This window comes from Thermostichus sp. MS-CIW-15 (assembly GCF_054060575.1).
Genome location: NZ_JBSSDI010000016.1, coordinates 19,885 through 41,232 on the forward strand (window position 1 = coordinate 19,885; position 21,348 = coordinate 41,232).

Below are 21,348 nucleotides of genomic sequence, written 5' to 3' on the forward strand. Positions count from 1 at the left end.
ATTGTTATTGAGCTGGACAAAAGCGTGGCAGATCAGAAAGGTGACTTCATTGCGGGTGTAGTGACTGGCGCCCTGTTGGGAGGGATCATCGGCGGGGTCATTGGGTTTGTGCTTGCCCCTCGACTCAGAAAGGGATCCGCCGAAGGCCAGCGCCGGGATCCCGACCGTCTCAACGGCACCTCTGTCCCTCCTGAACGACCGCGCCTCCGAGCCTCGGGTGAGCCGGCTGTGCCCAGCTCCGGCGACTGGAGGGAGTGGGAACAGGAAACAGAGCGGATTGCCCAGGCCCGCCGCACCCTCGAAGCCAAGATTGCCGAGTTGAACGAGGCGATCCAGGCCACCCGCGCACAACTGCTCGTCAAGGAGATATCTTCTAGCGCTGTCGAGGAAAAGCCTTAAGCAGGGGACCCCTGTCCATGCCAAACTAGAGGCGGCACTGGCTTTCTCCTCTGGGGAGTGCCAGCGTTCTCGCCTCTCGGCTGAGTTGCTCTCCTGGATCAGGTCTGCCTCTGCCGACAGCGCTTAAGTTGTTGAAGAGTTGTTCCCTCGCTGTTTCTAACCATGATGCTCAGCCCTTTGTTGCTCCCTCTCCCTTGGACAGACGGCCTCTCTCTGGGGCTGGTCTACGGCAGTGCCGCGTCTTTGCTGTTTCGCTCCCTTTACCAGTTCATCGTCATTTACAACGCGCTGTTGATTGTGCGGATTTTGCTGAGCTGGTTCCCGCAACTGAACTGGTCTAACCCCATTCTGTCGGTGCTCAGCCAGCTCACGGATCCCTATCTCAACCTCTTCCGCGGCCTCATCCCCCCCATCGGCGGCCTGGACTTCTCCCCCTGGTTGGCCTTTATTTTGCTGAGCTTTGCCATGCAGGTGGTGGGCCAGTTTGCCTAGCCGCTGTAGCACTGGATTCCTCCTGAGGGGCTCGGATCCCCTTAAGATTGGGAGTCACTTTTTCGTTGCCCGCCATGCAGATCCCCGGCGTTGCCCACTACTGGCTGCTGAATGCTCAGGTTCCCCTGTCGGTACTGAAGGAGGCGGTGCCAGGAGCTGTTCCCAACCGCGATAACCTGGTGTTGCTGGATCTGGAAATCGAAGGGGGGCAGATCCGCCAAATCCAGGCGGCAACAGGGATCCCGCCCCAGGGGATCCCCAGCGTGGATCTAAGGCGGGGCCAAGTGTGGCCGTGTTTTGTGGACATCCATACCCACCTGGACAAGGGACATGTGTGGCCGCGCAGCCCCAACCCCGACGGCACCTTTGCCGGGGCCACCCGGGCCGAGCAGGAAGACTGGGCCAAGATGGAGCGGGCCTACGCCGGCAGGCGAGAAAAACTTTGGCAGGATGTCTACCGCCGCTGCAACTTTGGCCTGCGCTGCAGCTACGCCCATGGATCCCAGGCGGTGCGCACCCACCTGGTTTGCGAGGGCCCTCAAGCCGAGGTGAGCTGGGAAGTCTTTGCCCAGTTGCGCCGAGAGTGGGCGGGCAGGCTAGAGCTGCAGGCGGTGACGCTGACCTACTTGGATGTTTTTCTCACACCGGCAGGGGAGAAGCTGGCGGACAAGGTGGCGGAGCTGGGCGGGATCCTGGGCGGAGTGGCGGCGATGGGGCCGGAGCTGGATAAGCAGTTGGAGCGGGTGTTTGCCCTGGCCCAGGAGCGGGGGCTGGATCTGGATTTTCATACCGATGAGACAGACGACCCTGAATCCCTGACGTTGCGGCATGTGGCAGCGGCAGCCCTGCGCCATGGGTTTGCAGGCCAGGTGGTGTGCGGCCACTGCTGCAGTTTGGCGGTGCAGCCGCCGCAGGTGGCCCACCAGACCATGGCCCTGGTGAAGGAGGCGGGGATCGCCGTGGTCAGCCTGCCCCTGTGCAATCTCTATTTGCAAGACCGCCGCCCCGGCAACACGCCCCGCTGGCGGGGGGTGACGCTGCTGCACGAGCTCAAAGCCTTGGGCGTGCCGGTGATGATCGCCAGCGACAACTGCCGGGATCCCTTCTACGGCTTTGGAGATCACGATGGCCTAGAAGTGTTTCGGGAGTCCACCCGCATCCTGCACCTGGACACCCCCTATGGGGATTGGCCGCAGGCCATCACTGCCACCCCGGCCCGCATGATGGGCTTGGTAGAGGCCGGGGCGATTGGGGTGGGCCTGCCGGCAGACTTGGTGCTGTTCAAGGGGCGGGGGTTTGACGAGCTGCTTTCCCGACCCCAGCACGACCGGGTGGTGCTGCGCCAAGGTCAGCCCATCGACACGGCGCTGCCGGACTACGCAGAGCTGGACGACTTGATGGAGAGGGTGGGGCGGACTTAGCCAGCGGGGTTGGGGAGCCAGGCTTTAATCTGGGCGGCAATGCGCTGAGCAGCGCCAGGGGATCCCATACGCCGCTGCCCGTGGGCTCGCAGTTGGTCGGCGTAAGCGGGATCGCTGGCCAGGCGGCTCAGAATCCGGCAGAGCACGGCAGGGGCCTGCTGGGGTGAAGTGAGGTGGACTGCGGATCCCAGGAGACGGGTTTGAGCTTCGGCAAAGCGGGGGGTAAATTGCGGCCCCTCCCCCGGCAGGGTGACCACCGGCTTCCCTAGGCCCACGCATTGTTCCGTGGCCGTCCCCGCCATGGCCAGCACCGCTGTTGCCCGGTGAGCACAGGTGCCAAAATCTCCCCACACCAGGAGCAGGTCGCGGCGTCGAGCAGGGATCCGCTCTTGAAGGGGGTTCCGCTCCAGGTTAGGGCTGAGGGCGGCGTAAACTTGGATTTCCGGCGGCAGTTGCTCTACCACCTGCATCATCAAGGCCCAGTTGCGGTAGGCTTCCGGCGGGCGGGATCCCGGCAGCAGCAGCACCGCGGGCCGGTCGGGATCCAAAGGCAATTCTCCCCGCGGCTCCAGGTCATCCATCATCGGGTTGCCCAGGTAGAAAGCCCGGAGGCCCCGTTTTTGCAGAGCGGTGGCCGTCAGCTCATCTCGCAAGAAGGAGCCGCGACAGCGCCTGCGGGCCATGAGCCAGCGCTCCCAGGGCAGGTAATCGGAAACCGGCTGTCCCAGCCAAGCGCGTCGGTAGGGCCCTTGTTCGTCCCGCCAATAATAGTCCGACTTGGCTGTGCCCACGAAGACGTAGGGGCTGCCGCTCCACCAGGCCATTAACAAAGGCACAATGTCCCCCACCGCCAGCACCAGCTCGACCTGAGCCGCCGCCCGGCGAACCAAAGCCAGTTGCCGCCCCGTCAGGCCCAGCAAGCCAGCGCGCAGATCCCGCCACAACTGCCGCCAATCTTGATAGATAAATCCCCCTGAAGGCATCACCTGGGTCAGGGGCAGCAGCGGGATGCCGCGGCGGCAATAGGCGGTGCCTTCCCCCACAATCGGCAGGGCTTGCACCGAGATCCCCAGGCCGGTCAGGGCCAGGGCGATGCGACTGCCCACCTCATCTTCCCCGTGGCCATTGCTCAGGCACAGCACCCGCGACAAATTCTGTGGATTCATTGGGTAGAGGATGGGAGTTCAACTCTGGGGTGTTGCCGCCTCCATTCGAGCTAAACGAGCAGAACCCTGTAGCTTACCAAAAATCTCTTCTTAAAATAGAGCCAACCTGCGAGGGGAAGCCAGGGTAATGATCCGAAATGAGCGACAACGAGCCGAGTTTATTGCAGCGGTGGAAGCTTTGCGCCTGGAAGGCCCTTACTTCGTCGAGACCCGTCTTACCCGTCAGCGGGGGTATTTTTGGCGGGCGGTGAAGGATGTGGCCGCCGGCCAGCCCTGGTGGGAGATCCGCTACTTTCCTGCCTGCGAGTGCTATGCTTGGGCCTACCTGCCGGAAGGGATCGGCCCCCGTGAGTTTGCCTGGGGACACACGCCACAGCAAGCTTTCCTCAACGCCCTTTGGCAACAGCCTGCCTCCTTTTCGGACAAAGGCTAGGACAGGTGCCAGAGAAACCGTTTCAACTTACAGTAAAAAAAAGATTAAAACTCCCACGCGCAGGGGACATGAAACCGCAGGCCGTCGCCCGTATCCTGGATGCCAACCTCGACCGAGCTCGTGAGGGATTACGGGTGCTAGAGGAGTGGTTTCGCTTTGGCCTAGAAAACGGCGAGCTGGCCAGCGAATGCAAGGCCATGCGCCAAGCCCTGGCCCGCTGGCACAGCGACCCGCTGCGGTTGGCCCGCGACACCCCTGCCGATCCGGGCACCCAGATCTCCCATCCGCAAGAGGAGCAACGGCGGGATCTCGGCCACCTGCTGCAGGCCAATTGCAGCCGTGTGCAAGAAGCGCTGCGGGTCTTGGAAGAATACGGCAAGTTGGCCGAGTCCAGTCATTGGGTAGCACCCGGCCTGGCCAAGCTGGCCAAAGACATGCGTTATCGGCTCTATGTTCTAGAAAGCGAGCTGCTGGGGGGATCCCTGCGCCAACGGCTGTTGGCGGCCCATCTCTACCTGGTCACCAGCCCGGTGCCCCACTGGCTGGAGGTGGTGGAAAAGGCGCTGCGGGGAGGGGTGACGCTGGTGCAGTACCGCCGCAAGAACCTCACCGATAGGGAGATGCTCTGGGATCTCAAACAGTTGCGGCAAGTGTGCGACCGCTACCAGGCGTTGATGATCGTCAACGACCGGGTGGACTTGGCCTTGGTCAGCCAAGCGGATGGGGTGCACCTGGGCCAGACGGATCTGCCGGTTGCCCAGGCGCGGCACCTGCTGGGATCCCAGCGCCTGATTGGCCTGTCGACCACCAATGCCGAAGAGCTGGCCCAAGCCCTCAATAGCGGCGTGGACTATATCGGTGTCGGCCCCGTCTATGCCACCCCCACCAAAGCGGAAAAACCCCCCGCCGGCCTGGAGTACGTGCGCCTGGCCGCTGAGAAGGCCCACTTGCCCTGGTTTGCCATCGGCGGCATCGACCTCCACAACCTGGCCGAGGTGCGCCAGGCAGGCGCCAGCCGCGTAGCCGTGGTGCGGGCTCTCATGGAGGCGGCGGATCCCACCCAGACCGCCCGTGCCATGCTGGCCGAACTGCAACGGATCCCTGCTCTATCCTGAAGTTAGACACAGAATCTTCTCAAAACCCTCCTAACTCCCGATGGCAGAAGCCGTAAAAGATCTCACTGACCCCACTCGGCAAAGCGGCGGGGATCCCATCCTGAGCGGGATCGCCACCGAAGTGCAAGGGGAACTGGTGCGGGAGCTGGATCTGATGATCCGGGCTCGCTACCCCCTGATCTACTTGGTTTCTCCAGAAGAGGAGCCAGCGGATGCTGTGCTCGTGCAAGTAGCCAAGAGAACCGATCCGCCGCGGCGGCTGCTGTTTTGGGACGTGGTGCGGGGCTGGCAAGATAGCGGCGAAGATCGCGGCTCCATCATGGCCGCCCTGGGGCGGGTGTGGCGCTCGGCTCCTCAGGAAGACACCCTGTTTGTGTTGCGGGATCTGCACTTTGTGCTGCGCAACGCCAGCAGCGACAAAAACGCCCCTATCCTGCGGGAGCTGAAAAACCTCAGCCGCGAGCTCAAGCGCACCCGCAAGACGCTGATCCTGCTCAGCCACATTCTAGAAGTGCCCAGCGACCTGGCCGAGGAGATCACCGTCGTCGACATTCCCCTGCCCAACAGCGAAGAGATCAGCCGCCTCATCCAGCTCTATGTGGCCCCGGAAAAACTCAAGCTCACCCCCCTGGCCCGCGAGCAACTGGTCAAAGCCTGTCAGGGGCTGAGCCGGGAGCGCATCCGCCGCGTCTTGGCTCGCGCCCTGGCCGCCAAGCAGGAGGTGAACGAGGCCGACATCGACCTGGTGTTGGAGGAGAAAAAGCAGGCCATCCGCCAGACCGGCATCCTGGAGTTTTTCACCGCCCGCGAGACCCTGAAAAGCGTGGGCGGGCTGGACAACCTCAAAGCTTGGGTGCGGGTGCGCCAGGAAGCCTTTACCGAAGAGGCGCGGCGCTACGGCCTGCCCAACCCCAAGGGCGTGCTGCTGGTGGGGATCCAGGGTACCGGCAAGTCCCTCTCCGCCAAAACCATCGCCAACGAGTGGCGGCTGCCGCTGTTGCGGCTGGACGTTGGGCGGCTGTTTGCCGGCATTGTTGGCGAATCGGAAAGCCGCGTGCGCCAGATGATCCAACTGGCGGAGGCCATGGCCCCCTGTGTGCTCTGGATTGACGAAATCGACAAAGCTTTTGGCAACATCACCAGCAGCGCCGACGGGGACTCGGGCACCAGCCGTCGGGTGTTCGGCAGCCTGATTACCTGGATGCAGGAGAAGACCAGCCCCGTTTTCATCGTGGCCACCGCCAACAACGTGCCCCTCTTGCCGCCGGAGCTGCTGCGCAAGGGCCGCTTTGACGAGATTTTCTTTCTCAACCTGCCCACCCAGGCCGAGCGCAAGGAGATCTTCCGAGTGCACCTCCAGCGGCTGCGCCCCAGCCGGCTGCGGGAGTTTGACCTAGATGAGCTGGCAGCAGCCGCCCAAAACTTCAGTGGCGCCGAGATCGAGCAGGCTATCGTGGACGCTATGTACAACGCCTTTGGAGGCAGCGGCAGCGGCGCTCGGCGAGACTTTACCCAGGAAGACATCCTGCAGGCCATCCGCGAAACTGTGCCCCTGGCCTCCATTGCCCGCGACCAGATCGAAAGCCTTAAGTGCTGGGCCGCCCAGGCAGGCGCTAGAACCGCCTCCCAGGATGCTCAGGTGCTGCAGGAGATGAAGCAGTGTTTTGCAGCTTCCTAGAGGGGATCCCCGATTTTTCCTGCTTGAGGGGAGCGAGTGGGAAGCCCCCTAGGCTCGGGTTTGGGCCTTGGAGTCGGATCCCGTCACTGAGGCATTAGTTCGCCTCTTCCCCTTCGTCTCTGGGAATGGATGGTCGAGATAACCCCACCTCCGGCATCCCCTCGTGTCACAATGGGTAAAGATCGGCTTTTTTTGTGTCTTGGCGCTGTGCTCAAGCTCCTGTACTACCGCGAGATCCCTTGCCCAGATACCGCTCAAGTGCTGAGCTGGCTGCAGGAGCACCTGCCTCTGCCTGCGAGCAGCCAAAAGGTACTCACCCCCACTGGGCTACGCCTAGAGGGATCCGGAGCGCAGCTGGCCGTTTTCCTCTGGTCGGGGCTGAACACCACCTATCTCAAGATTTTTCAGTGGTCAGAGCGGCCTTTCCCCCAGCAGGGCCGCTGGCTAAAGGAAGTGGAAAGGGCTATCCAAAGCCAATTTCCCCACCGCTACCCGCAGTTGCCAGATGTCGATCTCAGCCAGGGATCCATCTTTGAGCAACTGGAGCCCTTTTACCCGCAGACGGTGAAGTATTTCCGCCGCATCCCCAACGGGGAGTTTGACCTGCAGCGGGTTTACTGGTGGGAGAAACGCTGGCGGGAAGAAGTCCAATCCCCTCACGCTTGCCGGCCCCCCGTGCTATTTCGCCAGCCTGCCCCAGAGCCCGCCCCCCAAGAGTGGGACTTGGTGATCGTGGGCGGGGCGTTGGGGGCTATCTACGGCGCGGCCATGGCCCGCTTAGGTTACCGCGTGGCCCTGGTGGAACGGCTGCCCTTTGGCCGCATGAACCGGGAGTGGAACATCTCGCGGCGGGAGCTGCAGACGCTGGTGGAGTTTGGCCTCCTCAGCCCTGAGGAGATGGAGAGCCTCATCCTCAGGGAATACACGGATGGTTTTAACAAGTTTTTTGATGGCAACAGCCCCGTGCGCGCCCCCGTCCTGCACACGCCGACGGTGCTCAACCTGGCCATTGATGCCGAAAAGCTCCTGCAGCTCTGTGGTCAAATCTTGAGATCCAGGGGTGGTGCCATCTACGAGCGCAGCGAGTTTCAGCGGGCCTACATCGAGGAGCAAGGCGTCACGGTGGTGGTTAAGGACCTAACCACTCAAGAAGAGTTCTCTCTGGGATCCCGCCTGTTGGTGGATGCCATGGGGACGGCCTCCCCCATTGCCCAGCAGCTCTACGGCCGCCGCGCCTTCGACAGCGTTTGCCCCACGGTAGGGGCCACCATTGCAGGGGGGTTTGAGCCAGGAGTTTGGGATCCCCAATTTGGCGACATCCTGGCCAGCCACGGCGACATCAGCCGCGGTCGGCAGCTCATCTGGGAACTGTTCCCTGGGCCGGGGGAGGATCTCACCTTCTACCTGTTCCACTACCACCAGGTGCATCCGGAAAACCCGGGCTCCCTCTTGGAGCTGTACGAAGACTTTTTCACCATCCTGCCGGAATACCGCCGCTGCGACCCGGAGCGCCTGCAGTGGAAAAAAGCCACCTTTGGCTACATCCCCGGACGCTTTGGCCAGCAGCCAGCTCCCCAAGAGCCCTTCGACCGCCTCCTTTTAATTGGGGATGCGGCAGCTCTGCAATCGCCCCTGAGCTTTACGGGGTTTGGATCCCTGGTGCGCAACTGCCCTCGCCTGTGCGATTTGCTGGACACAGCCTTGCGCCATAATCTCCTCAAAGCCGCCGACCTAGCCCAGATCCGCGCCTACCAGGGCAACTCCGCCGTCACTTGGCTGTTTTCGCGGGGGATGATGGTGCCCACCGGCAAGGTGTTGCCGCCCGAGCGCATCAACGCCATCCTCAACAGCTTTTTCGGTATTCTCGCCACCGAGCCGCCTGAGGTGGTGGACGACTTTATCAAAGACCGGGCTGGCTGGCTGGCCTTTAACCGCATGGCTATCAAAGCGGCTCTGCAGAACCCGCGGCTGCTGCTGTGGATCTGGGAGGCAGTAGGAGCGGAAGGCTTTGCCCAGTGGCTACCTACCTACTTCAGCTACACCGGACTGGCTTTGCTCTCGGCCCTCCTGGGAAGTTGGTTTCCCAAGCTGGTGCGGCGCCTGCAGCCCTGGCTGGAGTCCCGCTACCCCCGCCTGTGGTTGCGCTGCCTGAGCTGGAGCTACACCCTCACCTACGGGGTAGGCCAGCCGCGCCTGGAGTTTCATCTCCCCGCTCCCAGCTCTCCTGCCGCGCAAAACCTGCAAAACCCAATACCGACCTGGATAGAAGAAAGGGCCTAGGCCGGAGACTTTCACCAAGCCGTTGTTTCCACCGTCTCTCTGGCGCCTCCAGGAAAGGCGGGCGTCAACTGTTTTGTCGGCAGAGTCAACTCACAAAAAATCTCGAGGAGTGCTGGCAGTCCTTGCTTTGGTTTGCTAGCAGTTTTCGGCCTTATCTGCACAAGATTGTTTGCCGCAGCAGCCGATTCCCAGGTAGTGGCCAGCGGCAAAAGAGCTGTGTCCACCTGCTCTTTACCTTGGCAATTGGCTCAAGTTGAGTATAATCAGTGCCTACCATCCACTAACCTTCAGGTTCAGGCCGAAGAGGGTTGGGAAGGGATCCCAACTTGAATCGGTCGAGGAGTTTCTGAACCTCTTTTTGCAAGGTCTCTATTTTGGCAAGAAAACTAGGACCAGATCCAATGGTTTATACTTTTGAAATCATCGGCATTGCCCCTGCCCTCGATTTTTTCTGGCAGCAGCAGGAGCTGGCAAAGCGGCCTTGTCGGGTAGAGTACCTGGGCACCCGCCCTTGCACCCTGGATGCGCTGCTGGGATCCTTGGAGGAGGTGCCGGCGCGGCGGGGCTGGGATTTGGATCAGCTAATCGAAGCGGTTATTCGCTTCTGGTGCAACAATCCCGACTTGGTCAGTTTGTGGCGGTCTCGCTTTCAGGATGCCGGAGAAGATGTCCTGCTGATCTCGCGGGTGGGGCCCATTCAATCCCTACAGCAGGAGTTTGAGTGGCTGCTCAACCAATGAGATCCCTAAACCGGGTAGGCTAAGGGCAGAATTGTTTCGTAACTACCCATGAGCGACACCGTTTTCAGCAAGATCATCCGCAGGGAGATCCCGGCCCAGATTGTCTACGAAGACGAGCGAGCCATCGCCTTCAAAGACATTGCTCCCCAGGCTCCTGTCCACATCTTGGTGGTGCCCAAGGAGCCTATCCCCGGCATTGCCCAGGCCAAGCCCGAACACGAAGCGTTGCTAGGGCACCTGCTGCTGACGGCTCAGCGGGTGGCTGTTGAAGCTGGCCTAAGCAGAGGTTATCGCTTGGTCATCAACCAAGGAGAAGACGGGGGTCAAACCGTCTTTCACCTGCACATCCACGTTCTGGGCGGTCGGGCGATGGGCTGGCCGCCGGGCTAGCTTCGGGTTTTGCCGCCAAGTGGGGCCTCTACAGCTAGAATGCTGCCATTGAGGGTGGCTGGCAGGCGAGGTTTAGAGGCGATGGAGTGGCATGTTACCGATGCGGAAAGCCTGATGATCATCGACCAGGAGGTGGGCAAGCACGAGCTTTCCCCAGCCGAGTATGAGGTGGTTCGTCGAGTTATTTACGCTACTGCAGATTTCGAGTATCTCCACCTCATCCGTTTTGGCAACGAAGCCCTGCAGGCTGGGGCGGCGGCTTTGGCGGCGCGCACCACCATTGTGGTGGACGAGCCGATGGTGCAGGTAGGCATCGCGCGGGCCGTGCAGAACACCTTCTCCAACCCCATCTACTGCGGCAGCGAAGCTGTCACCCGCCCCCAGAGGGACAAGACCCGCTCTGCCTGGGGCCTGCAAACCCTAGCTCAGCGCTACCCTGAGGCAATCTTTGTCATTGGCCAATCCCAGACGGCTCTTTCCACCCTGGTGCAGTTGATCGCCGAGAAAGAGGTATCCCCTGCCCTGGTCATCGCGACGCCGGCTGGGTTTGTGGATGTGGTGAAAGCCAAGCAGGAGCTGGCCGATTCCATGGTGCCCCACATCCGCACTGAGGGACGGAAGGGCGGCCCTGCAGTGGCGGCGGCGGTCTTGGATGGCCTGCTGGATTTGGCTTGGCAGGCCTATGTGGGAGCCAGCAGCCCAAGCCCTACTGGCAAATCAGTTAGCGGATAGAGGGGAGCTCCGTTGATCTGATGATCTAAATGGTTCTGATCCAGATCACAGGCTTGGCAGGATCTCCGTCATGCTTCCCTCGGTCTGGCTTCGAGAAGATGGGAGCTATCTTCTCAGTGCCGGACAAAAAAGCCCGAGAAGCGGCTAGTCGAGGTAGAGCGAGGGATCCGGTCATGCAGCAGTTCATTTGGGTTTGGGGAAGCGGCTGGCTTTTGGCTATGGCCTTGGCCAGGGGAGGATGGGCCCAAGCGGAGGTAGCGGCTCTTTTGCCCGCCGGACAGCCGGCTATATCGCCCTCTCTCCCTGTGCCGTCGAACATCGACCAGAGGGAAGCTCGACTCAGCCCCTACCAGCGCTGGCAACAGCAGCATGCTGCCGCGGAGATTCCCTCTTCTGGGTTTGGGGAGGTCTTCTACCGCCTCGCTCAGAAAGCGGAACAGAGCCCAGAGGGGCTGCCTTTTCCACTGCGGCCAGCCGGGATCCCTCTGGGAGAGGGTAGCCCTTTTTTCCTCCATGTCAACGGGCTGGTCTACCAACTGTCCTATTGAAATAGGCGGGGAGGTTTTCGCGTTAGCAGGACGGCTATTTCAAGCCCTGCTGAACCTCTCCTCTCCCTGGGGGTGAGGGATCAGTAATGATTCCCCACCTTGCGGTGGTGGACGGCGGTGAGGCCCTCCAGGTTGGAGACCCGCCCGGCTTCTAGGGTGCTGTAGACCACCCAGTGGTCGCTGGTTTCTAGGCGGCTGGCCACGCGGCACTCCAGGTAGGCCAAGGCATCAGCCAAGATGGGGGATCCGTTGGCGGCGGGGTAGGTCTTGATGCCGGCAAAGCGGTCGGCTCCCGGCGGGAAGCGCTTCAGGAAGTGGCGCATTAGGGACTGGTGATGGCCTTCCTGCAACACGTTGAGGACAAAGGTATCGCCCACCTGCAGGAAGGACTCGATGGCCCGGTCTTTGGCCACGGCAACGCTGATCCCCGGCGGATCGCTGCTGGCCTGGGCCACCCAGGAGGCGAGCATGGCGCTGGTGGCCTGCCCTTTGCGGGCGGTGAGGATGTAAAGGCCATTGCTGATGCGGCCTAGGGCGCGATCCAAGTCGGCATCCAGGGCTTTCATCTGCTGAATGGTGCGATCCCGCGTTAGCCACTGCCCCAGGTCGGTGCCGGCTTCCTCCGCCAATTGCAGCAGGGTTTCGTCTAGGGGTTGCTTGAGGAGAATAGGAGGGAACACTTCTTTGGCGCCCATCTCCTGCAGCGTGTTGCGGCAGAGGTAGACCGACTCGTCATCTGCTCCCCCCGACTCGAACAGGCCAAAGCCTTGTTTGCTGTGGGCAGCAGCCAGGAGGGTTTTCAGCAGCACCTGGGTGGAGGCCGCATCAGGCCCCGCTTGGGGCGGCATGCCTATCACCACACCAGCGGCCAAGCTCATCAGCTCGCGCACCTCGTGGGCATCCAGCAGCCGCAGATCCGCCAGCTCTACGGCAACGCCGGTTTTTTGGATGCCGCGGGCAATGGCTTGGGCCAATGCTTCCGCCTGGCCATAGCCCGATAGGTAGAACACCGCCACCATTCGTTCGGCTTTGGCCTGCTCCAGGCTCCAAGTGCGGTAGTGCTCCACCCAATCAGACAGGTGGTGGCGCAGCAGGGGGCCGTGGCCGGTAGCAATGGCGGCGATGGGGGGCAGGGACTCCATGCGCTTCAGGGCCGAGAGTACCGAGCGGGCGTTGGGCCCCATGAGGCAGTCGTAGTAGAGCTTGAAGTCGGCCTGTAGCAGGTGGGGATGCTCGTCCCAGGCAAAGTCATCGCAGTAGTGCATCGCAAAGACGTCGCAGGTGTAGAGGATCTGCGTGCCGTGGTCGTAGGTGAGGATGGTGTCGGGCCAGTGCAGGTTGGGAGCAGAGATGAACTCCAGAACATGTCCCTTGCCCAGATCCAGGCGATCCCCCTGCTTGACCACCAGGTGCCGGAAGGGGCGATGCACCAGGTTTTCCAAAAATTGCACGGCCACTTTGGAGGCCACTACCGTCATTTGGGGCGCCAGCTCCAGCAGATCCCCGACTAGGCCGCTGTGATCCGGCTCGGTGTGGCTGACCACGAGGTAGTCGAGGGTGGCGGGATCCAGGAGGCCTCGCAGCAGATCCAGGTACAACTGGCGAAACTTCTCGTGGGAGGTGTCGATGAGGGCCACCTTCTCCCCGCGAATTAAAAAGGAGTTGTAGGTGGTGCCGTTTTCCAGGGCGAACTCGATATCAAACCGATCCCGATCCCAGTCCTGGGAGCGGATGGCAAGGGTATCGGCTCCAATGAGCAGCGTCTGCAGCGTAAGATGGCCTGAACGCGGTGCAACTGCCGTAACGGCCATGTTTTCCCCCTCTGCCAAATGGCAACTTTACCTAACTGCCCTCTGCACTCATCGTAACCGTGATGTAACTAAATGTTGAGGAGCCGCCAAGTTTTGATTTTCTGATGAAATGCTTCAGGGATCCCCAAACTGCCGACCCCCGCAGGGTCTGGGAGCAAAAGCTGCGGCAAACTGGGCCAGGGTGTGGCGCAGTTGATCCAAGTTTTGGCCGTTGGCGGCGGACACAAACAGGGCCTTGGGGTAGAGCAGGCGCACGTCCTCGACCCATTCGGGATCGAGGCGGTCAATTTTGTTAAACACCAGTTGTCGCGGGCCGGTGGCCAGGGGCATCTCGTCCAGCAATTTTTCCACCGCCTCGATGTGCCCTTCCCAGTTGGGGTGGGAGAGATCCACCACGTGCAGCAGGGCATCCGCCTCCGTCACCTCCTCCAGCGTGGCCTGGAAGGCCTCTACCAATTGCTCAGGCAGCTCGGTTAAGAATCCCACCGTGTCGGTCAACAGCACTGCCTGCTGGCCGGGCAGCTCCAGCCGCCGCGTGGTGGGATCCAAGGTGGCAAAGAGTTGATCGGCCACATAGACCTGGGCCTGGGTGAGGGCGTTGAGAAGGGTGGACTTGCCGGCGTTGGTGTAGCCCACCAGGGCCACCACGGGAATTTGGGATCCCTCCCGTCGCTGGCGCAGCCGTTGCCGGTGGCGGCGCAGCTCTTCCACTTCTTGCCGCAGCTTGGCGATGCGCCGCTGGATGGCCCGCCGCTCCATTTCCAGTTGGGTTTCCCCAGGGCCGCGGGTGCCGATCCCACCCCCCAACCGCGACATGGTGGGACCGCGACCGGCTAAGCGGGGCAGCAGATACTGCAGTTGTGCCAGCTCCACTTGCAACTTCCCGGCCCGGGTTCTGGCCCGCTGGGCAAAGATATCCAGGATCACCTCGCTGCGATCCACCACCCGCACCCCTACTGCCTGTTCCAGGGTGCGCACCTGGCTGGGGGTGAGCTCGCGGTCGAACACCACCAGGTTAGCTCCCAGATCCTGCACCAGCAGGGCCAGCTCCTGCACCTTACCGGAGCCGATCGCCGTGGCCGAATTGGGACTCTCCCGCCGCTGCCAAAGGGTTTGCAGCACCTGGCCGCCGGCGCTCTCCACCAGGCGGCCCAGCTCGGCCAGCCTGTCTATGAGGTCTTCGCTGCTCTGTCCCGGCTCCTGCAGTCCCACGAGGATGGCCCGCTCCTGCTGGGGATCCACCTGGCGGGCAGTGAATTGGCGACGAAAACTATCTTCCAACTCCGCCACCAGCTCCTGCAGATCCTGCTCTGCCAGGGTCGCCAGCGGCAGAGGCTCGGAGACCTGCCAGCGGCTCTCTCCCTGGGGCACTAGGTGGGCCAGATAAGCGTAGTTGACAAAGCCCGTGGCCCCTCCGCCGCGGCGCAGCCGTCCTCCTGAGGGAGATACCGACAGGAGAATGAGGGCGTCCAGCCGCTGCAGGGCCATGGCCGTCAGCGCCTTTTGGCTGGGGCCGCCCTCGCCCACCTGGGTGGTGATGCAGCGGATCCCAGACAGGCGCTCCGCCCCCTGGCGCGGCAGCTCCCAAGCCGGGATCTGCGTTTCAAAAGGGGATCCCAGCCCCACGCGAATCACTTGGCCCCGCCGATTGAGGTAGACACTGATGGGCTGGCTTTCCAGATCTTGAGTGAGGGCTCCCAGCCTTTGGGCAAACTCCACCGTCACCAGCCGATTGGGAGGCAGTCGCAGTTGGTAAAGACGTTGCAGTTGCTTGCGCTGATAGGGTTTTAGCCCCTTGGCCTGGGCAAGGCTCAAACCAAGGTCGGTCTGCTGGCGAGAGGCGCTAACCCTGGGCATAGGGACGAGGAAATACCCGAAAACAGGCTTTTATCTACCATACACGCTTTGTCCGAGCCGCCTGGGAGGGAGAGCCGCCGGCCCAGGGCCAATGGGGGCGTGGCGACGGGGCCCCAGATCCTCTGCAAAGGTTAACTACCAGGACAAGCCGAACGGCGCGTTGGCGGCAATCCCCCAGAAGGCTCGTGCCTATGTAGACGGCTAACTGAAGGTGGTGGGATCCAGCCCCGACCTCAACCATCACGAGGTGTTTATCCGCAACAACGTGCCGGTGATGGCCTTTTTGTTGCTGCATGGGCGGTCAGACATCGTGCGCCGCTTCCTGGACTCCTGCCTTACCTGCCCAAGCTGGAATCCCTGTATCGAGCTTGCCATTGAGGTAGCTACCGCTGGCGAGAAAATGGTCAAGCCGGGTTTGGAAGAGGGGGATGGATTTAATCTTGCGCCGGGCCAATTTGCCGGATGGCCGTAAGGGAATCGACATCGGCATCGAGGGGGAGCGCATCGTTGCCCTGGAGGCAAATCTGCAGGCTACTGCTCCCCAGGAGATCGATGTGAGCGGCCGCTTGGTGTCGCCCCCCTTTGTGGATGCCCACTTTCACCTGGATGCCACCCTCACCTACGGGATCCCGCGCGTCAACCAATCGGGCACCTTGCTGGAAGGGATCGCCCTTTGGGGGGAGTTGAAGCCGCTGCTGACGCCGGAGGCAGTGATGGAGCGGGCCTTGACCTATTGCGATTGGGCGGTGGCGCGCGGGATCCTGGCCATCCGCGCCCATGTGGACGTGTGCGATCCCAACCTGGTGGCGGTGCGGGCCTTGCTGGAGGTCAAGCAAAAAGTGTCCCCCTACCTGGATTTGCAACTGGTGGCCTTTCCCCAAGATGGCTACTACCGCTCGCCGGAGGCGGTGCAGCTTTTGGAGAAGGCTCTGGATTTGGGGGTGGAGGTGGTGGGCGGGATCCCCCACTTTGAGCGGACGATGGCCGAAGGAGCTGCTTCAGTGCAGGCTCTGTGCGAGATTGCAGCCGCGCGCGGCCTGCGGGTGGATCTGCACTGCGACGAAACAGACGACCCCCTCTCCCGCCACGTCGAGACCTTGGCCTATGAGACGCTGCGGCTGGGCCTGCAGGGGCGGGTGGCCGCCTCCCACCTCACCTCGATGCACTCAATGGACAACGCCTACGTGAGCAAACTCATTCCCCTGATGGCCGAAGCAGAGCTGGGGGTGATCGCCAACCCGCTGGTGAACCTGGTGCTGCAGGGCCGCCACGATACCTATCCCAAGCGGCGGGGGCTGACGCGGGTGCCGGAGCTGATGGCCGCCGGGCTGACGGTGGCTTTTGGCCAGGACTGTGTGATGGATCCCTGGTATCCCCTGGGCAGCGGCAACATGCTGGAGGTGGCCCACATGGGGATCCACGCTGCCCAACTGACAGGCTATGAGCAGATGCGGCAGTGTTTCTTGGCGGTTACGGAAAACCCGGCCCGCATTCTGGGGTTAGAAGGCTACGGACTAGAACCCGGCTGCTATGCCGACTTGGTGGTGCTCCAGGCTGCCGATGCTGTCGAAGCCATTCGCCTGCAACCGGCTTGCCTGTACGTTTTCCGTCGGGGACGGCTGATCGCCCAAACCCCGCCGGTGGTTGCCCAGCTCCATTTGCCGGGGCGCCCGGCCCAGGTGGACTTCACCCGCCAGCTTTAACGGCGCACGGTGCCGCTGAAGCCGCTGGCTTTGAACTGCTCCATAGTCAGAGGCAGCGGGCTGGTCACGGGCACGGAGATGCGAATGGAGAAGGGGCTTTCGCCGGGGGGAACCTCCTCGATGGCTCCCAGGCGGGTGCGCTCCGGCAGAACCTCATTGCCGTTGGCATCGTAAAGGCGACCGAAGACATCCGCATTCAGCACAGTATTTCTGGAGCGGTTGACCACCGTGCCTTCAATGAATAGGCACCTGGCCGGTATAGGGTTGCCGTTGCTGGTAACCAGGTTGGTGTATTCGGGGGTATCCGGGCAGGGGGTGAGGTGCAAATCCTTCAGTTGCAGGGGGATGGCTCCAAAACCCAGCAAGAGCGCCGCCAAAGCTGCACAACCCAGGCTCCAGCAGAGGGAGCGAAGCCCCTTCTTCCAAACTTGGCTCATGTTTTTTCTCCAAGGCCCATCTCCCCTAGTCTAGGGGATCCCCCGCCCGGTAAAACCCCTCCTCGGTCTGGATCCCGTCCAAGCGCTGATCCCAGGGATCCTGAGGCAGAGGCTGCTCCAGTAGGCAGGCCTGCGGGACAATGCCCCACTTGGGCACGCCGGGATCCGGCAGCGAGGCCAAAAAGCGGTCGTAATAGCCGCCGCCATAGCCCAGGCGCCTCCCCCAGCGATCGCAGGCCAGGGCGGGCACAAGGATTAACTCGGCTTCGGCGGGATCGATGACTTCGCTGCTGGGAGAGGGCTCCAGCAACCCCCAGCGGTTGGGAACAAGCTCAGCTGGGTGGTAGCGGTGCCACCGCAACTGCCGCTGCGGCAAGCAACGAGGGATCCCCCAGCGCTTTTCAGGGAAAAGGGCGAACAGGGATCCCAAGTCCACCTCGGAGCCGAAGGCCACGTAGGCCAGGATGGTCTTGGCCGCCAAAAGCCGGGGCTGAGAGGCCAGATGAGCCACTATCTTCTGCTCGACCAGAGAGCGATCCACCCCTTGCCGCACTTGGCGGAAGTGCCGGCGCAAGCGAGCTTTGGGGAGAAAATTGGGCCCCACAGACGGAGACAGGTTTGTAGCGTAGAAGGGAGTTGCCGCAGCGCCATGCCATCTCCCTGCCTTGACTTTCCCCACCCCCAGTCAAGCTTAGGGGTGGATATCCAGAACCTACTGGATGGCCAGGAGCTCCACTTCAAAATCGAGAGTAGCGTTGGGAGGGATCACGCCGCCGGCGCCGCGGCTGCCATAGGCCAACTCCGGCGGAATGCGCAAATACCGCTTGCCACCCACCCGCATGGTGGCCAGACCTTCCTCCCAGCCACGGATCACCTGCCCTACCCCGTAGGTGAAGGTAAAAGGTTGATTGCGCTTGTAGGAGCTATCGAAGACGGTGCCATCCTGCAGCTTGCCCACGTAGTTCACCACCACCGTTTGCCCCGGCTGAGGTGAAGGCCCTGTACCTTCGACAAGGTCGTAGTACTGCAGACCCGACTCGGTGGTGATAAATTGCTGGGCTTGAGATTGCACAGTAACTGCTGGGTGATCTTTGGCTCGCGACAGAGCCATGGCCGGCTGTCCAGCCCACACCCCAATCCACAGCAAACCCAGCAACAGCAGCAGCATCTGTTTCATCCGTTGGCGTCCCCCCGGTGCCGACTTTTTGCCTCCCCAACAATCTTAGGGGATCCCCTCATCCTATTTCGGCAAATTCGACGATCTGCCCTTGATGGTCGCGCACCCAGAAGACAAAAGGCTTTTCGGAGCGGACGCTGCTGCGGATCCCTTGCTTGTTGATCCGCTTCAGGAGGGCTTTGAGGGCTTCCCGTTCGTAGGTGGTGTGGCGATAGCGGACGCCGCTGCTGCGACCGGCTGCCGCCCCGTAGGCAGGTACAAAGGGAGTTCTGGAGAGACTGCCGTAGGGATCCGTGGTACCGGGGATCACGTGCAGTTGCACGGTGTCGGAGAGCTGATACCAGAGGCCAGCGGTATCGAGAGGTGTCGAGGTGGAGCGGGCTTTGGCATCAAGGCGGGAGCTGAGGCCAATATCCGCCGGGAAGTAGGCAGATCCCAGGCTGGAGCCGACCATGCTTTGCTCATAGCCGTAGTAGTACTGCAGCGGCAGCTCCGCCTCCGGCAGCCTCAAGACCTTTTCGTAAAACCCTCGCGCCTGCTCCAGATCGGGCACGATGATGGTGTAAACCCGCGGTGCGCCGCTCAGAAACGTCCACATGGCCCCGCCGTAGGCCGATAGCAGCAAAAACATCAGCCCCTTCGTGGAGAGCAAAACCTCCAGGGGGATCAGCGGCAGCATCAGTCCAAGGGGGGTTGGCATTGGCGCTTGTCCATTTGCGGGTGGCTCTGTAGTCCAGTATAGGATCCCTAGGCTGATGAAGCTTGCCCTGTTTGCCCCCACCCCGCGCGGTCGCCGCTTGGCCCAGGCTCTGCTGTCGCTGCTGCCAGAGGAGTGGATCTGCTGGAGCAAAGCCAATCCACAGGGAGAGCCGCTGCCTTGGCCCTGGCAAGCCTATGGGGATCCCAGCCATCCCACAGCGCCCAGATCCCTGGCGGCAGCGGTGGCCCAAACTTGGCCCCAGGTGCAGGGCTGTCTTTTCATCTTGCCAGTTGGGTCGGTGGTGCGGCTAATTGCCCCCCTCTTGCAGGACAAATACCGGGATCCGGCGGTGGTGGTGGTGGATGAATCAGGCCGCTGGGCCATTAGCCTCTGCGGGGGACATGTGGGCGGGGCCGATGCGCTGGCGCGGCAGGTGGCGGCTGCTTTGGGAGCCGAGCCGATCCTCACCTCTGCCTCCGAAGGGCTGGGGATCCCGCCTGTGGATGTGTTGGGGCATCCCTACGGCTGGCGGCGGGGCAGTGGCGATTGGAACGGAGTAGCTGCTGCCCTGACGCGGGGAGAGCCGGTGGCCGTAGAGCAAACCTGCGGCACGCAGCTCTGGCGGCGGGCCTGGCCAGCGGATCATCCTCTTTTGACTACGGCTCCCGACCAAGCAGTGGCCCAGATCCGGATTGGGGAATACACAACGCCTTGCCCCCACATCCCCACCGTCCACTGGCATCCGCGGGTGCTGTGGGTGGGGGTGGGCTGCGAGCGGGGCACCAGCCGCGCCTGGCTGGAGGGATCCCTGCGGCGCCTGTTGCAAAACCAGGGGCTGGCCCTCGAGGCCGTTGCCGGCTTGGCCACTCTGGAGCTGAAACGGGATGAGGCGGGGCTCTTGGAGCTGGCCCAGGCCCATGGCTGGCCCATTGAGTTTTTCTCCGCCGCGGCCCTGGCAGGGATCCCGGTTCCCCACCCTTCAGAGGCGGTGCGGCAGGCGGTGGGCACCCCTTCGGTGGCGGAGGCGGCTGCTCTTTTGGCGGCCCAGCGCTGGTCGGGAGAGGACAATCCAGCCCAGGGGAGAGCCACCCTTGTCTGCCCCAAGCAGATCTTCACCTCAGAAAGCGAGGGAGCTTGTACCCTGGCCATTGCCCGCGCCGCCCGCGAGTATTCCCCTCGCGCCGGGCACCTGTGGCTAATTGGCATCGGCCCTGGGGATCCCGCCCAATTGACCTTGGCCGCCCGCCTGGCCCTGGCCCAAGCCGAGGTGGTGATTGGCTACCAGCTTTACCTGGACTTGGTGGCGCCCCTCCTGCACCCCGGCCAGATTTGCGAAGCCTTTCCCATCACCCAGGAGGTGCAGCGGGCGCAGCGCGCCATCGCCCTGGCCCAGCAGGGGCTGCAGGTGGCGGTGATCTCTTCGGGGGATGCGGGGATCTACGGCATGGCCGGCCTGGTGCTGGAGTACTTGGCCCGCAGCGGCTGGGATGGGATCCGCCCCTCCCTGGAGGTGCTGCCGGGGATCTCCGCCCTTCAAGCTGCTGCCGCTCGCCTAGGAGCCCCTCTCATGCAGGATTTTTGCGCTATTTCCCTCTCGGATCGCCTCACCCCCTGGCCGGCCATCGAGCAACGCCTGCAGGCGGCTGCCCAGGCCGACTTTGTGGTGGCCCTGTATAACCCCCGCTCGCGGCAGCGGTTGGATCCCTTCCTCAAGGCGCTGCAGATCTTTCGCCGGGCCCGCCCCACCCACACCCCGGTGGCGGTGGCCCGCAACCTCTACCGTCCCGGCGAGGCCATCCACCTCACCACGCTAGGGGAGTTGGATCCTGAGCAGGTGGACATGTTTACCCTGGTCTTGATCGGCAGCTCGCAGACCTTTCGCTACGGCAGCCGGCTGATCACTCCCCGCGGCTACCGCTTGTGATGAACCCACCTGATGGCCGTTGGATTTCGATTCAAAACACCGTGAGATGGCGGGGATCCAACTGCAGCCACCAGGGGGATCCCCAAGCTTCCACCTCGTGCCACACCTCGGCTTGCAGGCGATAGTCCTGGCTGTGGTCAGGAGGGCTGCCCAGCCTAAAGAGGAGAATCAATCGGTGAGGGGTCTCACTCCCCCTGGCGCCAATCCGCGATAGCCCCAGCCGGGGTCTGGGCAAGGTATTTCGGAGCGCCGCCATTTTCTGTCCAAAAGAACCGGGAGCTCAAAGAATCTAAGGGCGCCGCCTGCTTGCCTAGGCAGAGGCAGAAGCTGTGTCCAAGTGGGGAG

The 21,348-nt window shown here is 62.5% G+C and carries 22 protein-coding genes; 14 read left to right on the forward strand and 8 right to left on the reverse strand.

All coding sequences use genetic code 11. From position 1 onward, the window contains the following. The first annotated feature begins 24 nt into the window (after positions 1-24). The 3 genes from ACVW0R_RS07525 to ACVW0R_RS07535 all read left to right on the forward strand — a co-directional run bounded on the left by ACVW0R_RS07525 (position 25) and on the right by ACVW0R_RS07535 (position 2,312). Positions 25-399, forward strand: a complete 375-nt coding sequence (locus tag ACVW0R_RS07525; protein ID WP_457501884.1) for a hypothetical protein — start codon at positions 25-27, stop codon at positions 397-399. Between the two features lie 162 nt (positions 400-561). Next, complete coding sequence (locus ACVW0R_RS07530) at positions 562-891, forward strand: YggT family protein (protein ID WP_011430407.1); 330 nt, start codon at positions 562-564, stop codon at positions 889-891. A 74-nt stretch (positions 892-965) separates the two neighbouring features. Further along, positions 966-2,312 (forward strand): cytosine deaminase, encoded by a 1,347-nt coding sequence (locus ACVW0R_RS07535; protein WP_457501894.1) that lies wholly within the window; start codon positions 966-968, stop codon positions 2,310-2,312. Here the strand turns inward: ACVW0R_RS07535 and ACVW0R_RS07540 are convergent. Then, on the reverse strand, positions 2,309-3,478 hold the full coding sequence (locus ACVW0R_RS07540; RefSeq protein ID WP_011430409.1) for a lipid-A-disaccharide synthase-related protein: 1,170 nt from the start codon (positions 3,476-3,478) through the stop codon (positions 2,309-2,311). The genes ACVW0R_RS07535 and ACVW0R_RS07540 overlap by 4 nt on opposite strands. 127 nt (positions 3,479-3,605) lie before the next feature. Between ACVW0R_RS07540 and ACVW0R_RS07545 the strand changes: the two genes are divergently transcribed. The 8 genes from ACVW0R_RS07545 (at position 3,606) to ACVW0R_RS07580 (ending at position 11,394) form a co-directional block, all read left to right on the forward strand. After that, entirely contained in the window at positions 3,606-3,911 is a 306-nt protein-coding gene (locus ACVW0R_RS07545; protein WP_011430410.1) for a hypothetical protein, read from the forward strand. A 68-nt stretch (positions 3,912-3,979) separates the two neighbouring features. Continuing rightward, a complete protein-coding gene (locus tag ACVW0R_RS07550) occupies positions 3,980-5,026 on the forward strand; it encodes a thiamine phosphate synthase (RefSeq protein ID WP_011430411.1) in 1,047 nt (348 codons plus the stop codon). Between the two features lie 154 nt (positions 5,027-5,180). Beyond that, on the forward strand, positions 5,181-6,704 hold the full coding sequence (locus ACVW0R_RS07555) for an AAA family ATPase (protein WP_240527872.1): 1,524 nt from the start codon (positions 5,181-5,183) through the stop codon (positions 6,702-6,704). Between the two features lie 171 nt (positions 6,705-6,875). After that, positions 6,876-8,984: an NAD(P)/FAD-dependent oxidoreductase gene (locus ACVW0R_RS07560; protein ID WP_049749753.1), complete on the forward strand. Its 2,109-nt coding sequence runs from the start codon at positions 6,876-6,878 to the stop codon at positions 8,982-8,984. A gap of 401 nt (positions 8,985-9,385) precedes the next feature. Beyond that, positions 9,386-9,724, forward strand: coding sequence for a hypothetical protein (locus ACVW0R_RS07565; protein WP_011430414.1), 339 nt, complete (start codon positions 9,386-9,388; stop codon positions 9,722-9,724). Positions 9,725-9,772: 48 nt separating this feature from the next. Next, positions 9,773-10,114 carry a histidine triad nucleotide-binding protein gene (locus ACVW0R_RS07570; protein WP_011430415.1) on the forward strand — a complete coding sequence of 114 codons (342 nt, stop codon included), beginning with the start codon at positions 9,773-9,775 and terminating at the stop codon, positions 10,112-10,114. An 81-nt stretch (positions 10,115-10,195) separates the two neighbouring features. After that, the gene (locus ACVW0R_RS07575; RefSeq protein WP_011430416.1) at positions 10,196-10,846 is read left to right on the forward strand and encodes a precorrin-8X methylmutase; all 651 of its coding nucleotides are present in this window, start codon (positions 10,196-10,198) and stop codon (positions 10,844-10,846) included. A gap of 173 nt (positions 10,847-11,019) precedes the next feature. Next, entirely contained in the window at positions 11,020-11,394 is a 375-nt protein-coding gene (locus tag ACVW0R_RS07580; protein ID WP_041438360.1) for a hypothetical protein, read from the forward strand. Positions 11,395-11,474: 80 nt separating this feature from the next. Here the strand turns inward: ACVW0R_RS07580 and ACVW0R_RS07585 are convergent, their stop codons facing one another. Both ACVW0R_RS07585 and hflX read right to left on the reverse strand, forming a co-directional pair. Beyond that, on the reverse strand, positions 11,475-13,205 hold the full coding sequence (locus ACVW0R_RS07585) for a diflavin flavoprotein (protein WP_457501885.1): 1,731 nt from the start codon (positions 13,203-13,205) through the stop codon (positions 11,475-11,477). Positions 13,206-13,319: 114 nt separating this feature from the next. Beyond that, positions 13,320-15,062 (reverse strand): GTPase HflX, encoded by a 1,743-nt coding sequence (hflX, locus tag ACVW0R_RS07590; protein ID WP_457501886.1) that lies wholly within the window; start codon positions 15,060-15,062, stop codon positions 13,320-13,322. A 211-nt stretch (positions 15,063-15,273) separates the two neighbouring features. On the opposite strand from hflX, the gene ACVW0R_RS07595 reads away from it, so the two are divergent. Both ACVW0R_RS07595 and ACVW0R_RS07600 read left to right on the forward strand, forming a co-directional pair. Next, a complete protein-coding gene (locus ACVW0R_RS07595; RefSeq protein ID WP_457501887.1) occupies positions 15,274-15,534 on the forward strand; it encodes a glycoside hydrolase 100 family protein in 261 nt (86 codons plus the stop codon). Beyond that, on the forward strand, positions 15,491-16,765 hold the full coding sequence (locus tag ACVW0R_RS07600) for an amidohydrolase family protein (RefSeq protein WP_457501888.1): 1,275 nt from the start codon (positions 15,491-15,493) through the stop codon (positions 16,763-16,765). The genes ACVW0R_RS07595 and ACVW0R_RS07600 overlap by 44 nt, the downstream gene beginning before the upstream one ends. On the opposite strand, the gene ACVW0R_RS07605 is transcribed toward ACVW0R_RS07600, so the two are convergent. From ACVW0R_RS07605 to ACVW0R_RS07620, 4 genes are all read right to left on the reverse strand, one after another. Beyond that, complete coding sequence (locus tag ACVW0R_RS07605; protein WP_011430429.1) at positions 16,762-17,202, reverse strand: FxLYD domain-containing protein; 441 nt, start codon at positions 17,200-17,202, stop codon at positions 16,762-16,764. The genes ACVW0R_RS07600 and ACVW0R_RS07605 overlap by 4 nt on opposite strands. Positions 17,203-17,227: 25 nt before the next feature. Then, positions 17,228-17,806 (reverse strand): 5-formyltetrahydrofolate cyclo-ligase, encoded by a 579-nt coding sequence (locus ACVW0R_RS07610; protein WP_240527650.1) that lies wholly within the window; start codon positions 17,804-17,806, stop codon positions 17,228-17,230. A 108-nt stretch (positions 17,807-17,914) separates the two neighbouring features. After that, positions 17,915-18,379 (reverse strand): FKBP-type peptidyl-prolyl cis-trans isomerase, encoded by a 465-nt coding sequence (locus ACVW0R_RS07615; protein WP_041438366.1) that lies wholly within the window; start codon positions 18,377-18,379, stop codon positions 17,915-17,917. A gap of 58 nt (positions 18,380-18,437) precedes the next feature. Beyond that, a complete protein-coding gene (locus ACVW0R_RS07620) occupies positions 18,438-19,079 on the reverse strand; it encodes a hypothetical protein (RefSeq protein WP_011430432.1) in 642 nt (213 codons plus the stop codon). A gap of 55 nt (positions 19,080-19,134) precedes the next feature. On the opposite strand from ACVW0R_RS07620, the gene cobJ reads away from it, so the two are divergent. Continuing rightward, positions 19,135-21,003, forward strand: a complete 1,869-nt coding sequence (gene cobJ, locus ACVW0R_RS07625; protein WP_457501889.1) for a precorrin-3B C(17)-methyltransferase — start codon at positions 19,135-19,137, stop codon at positions 21,001-21,003. A 31-nt stretch (positions 21,004-21,034) separates the two neighbouring features. Here cobJ and ACVW0R_RS07630 read toward each other — a convergent pair whose 3' ends face one another. Further along, on the reverse strand, positions 21,035-21,259 hold the full coding sequence (locus ACVW0R_RS07630; protein WP_457501890.1) for a hypothetical protein: 225 nt from the start codon (positions 21,257-21,259) through the stop codon (positions 21,035-21,037). Between the last annotated feature and the right edge of the window lie 89 nt (positions 21,260-21,348).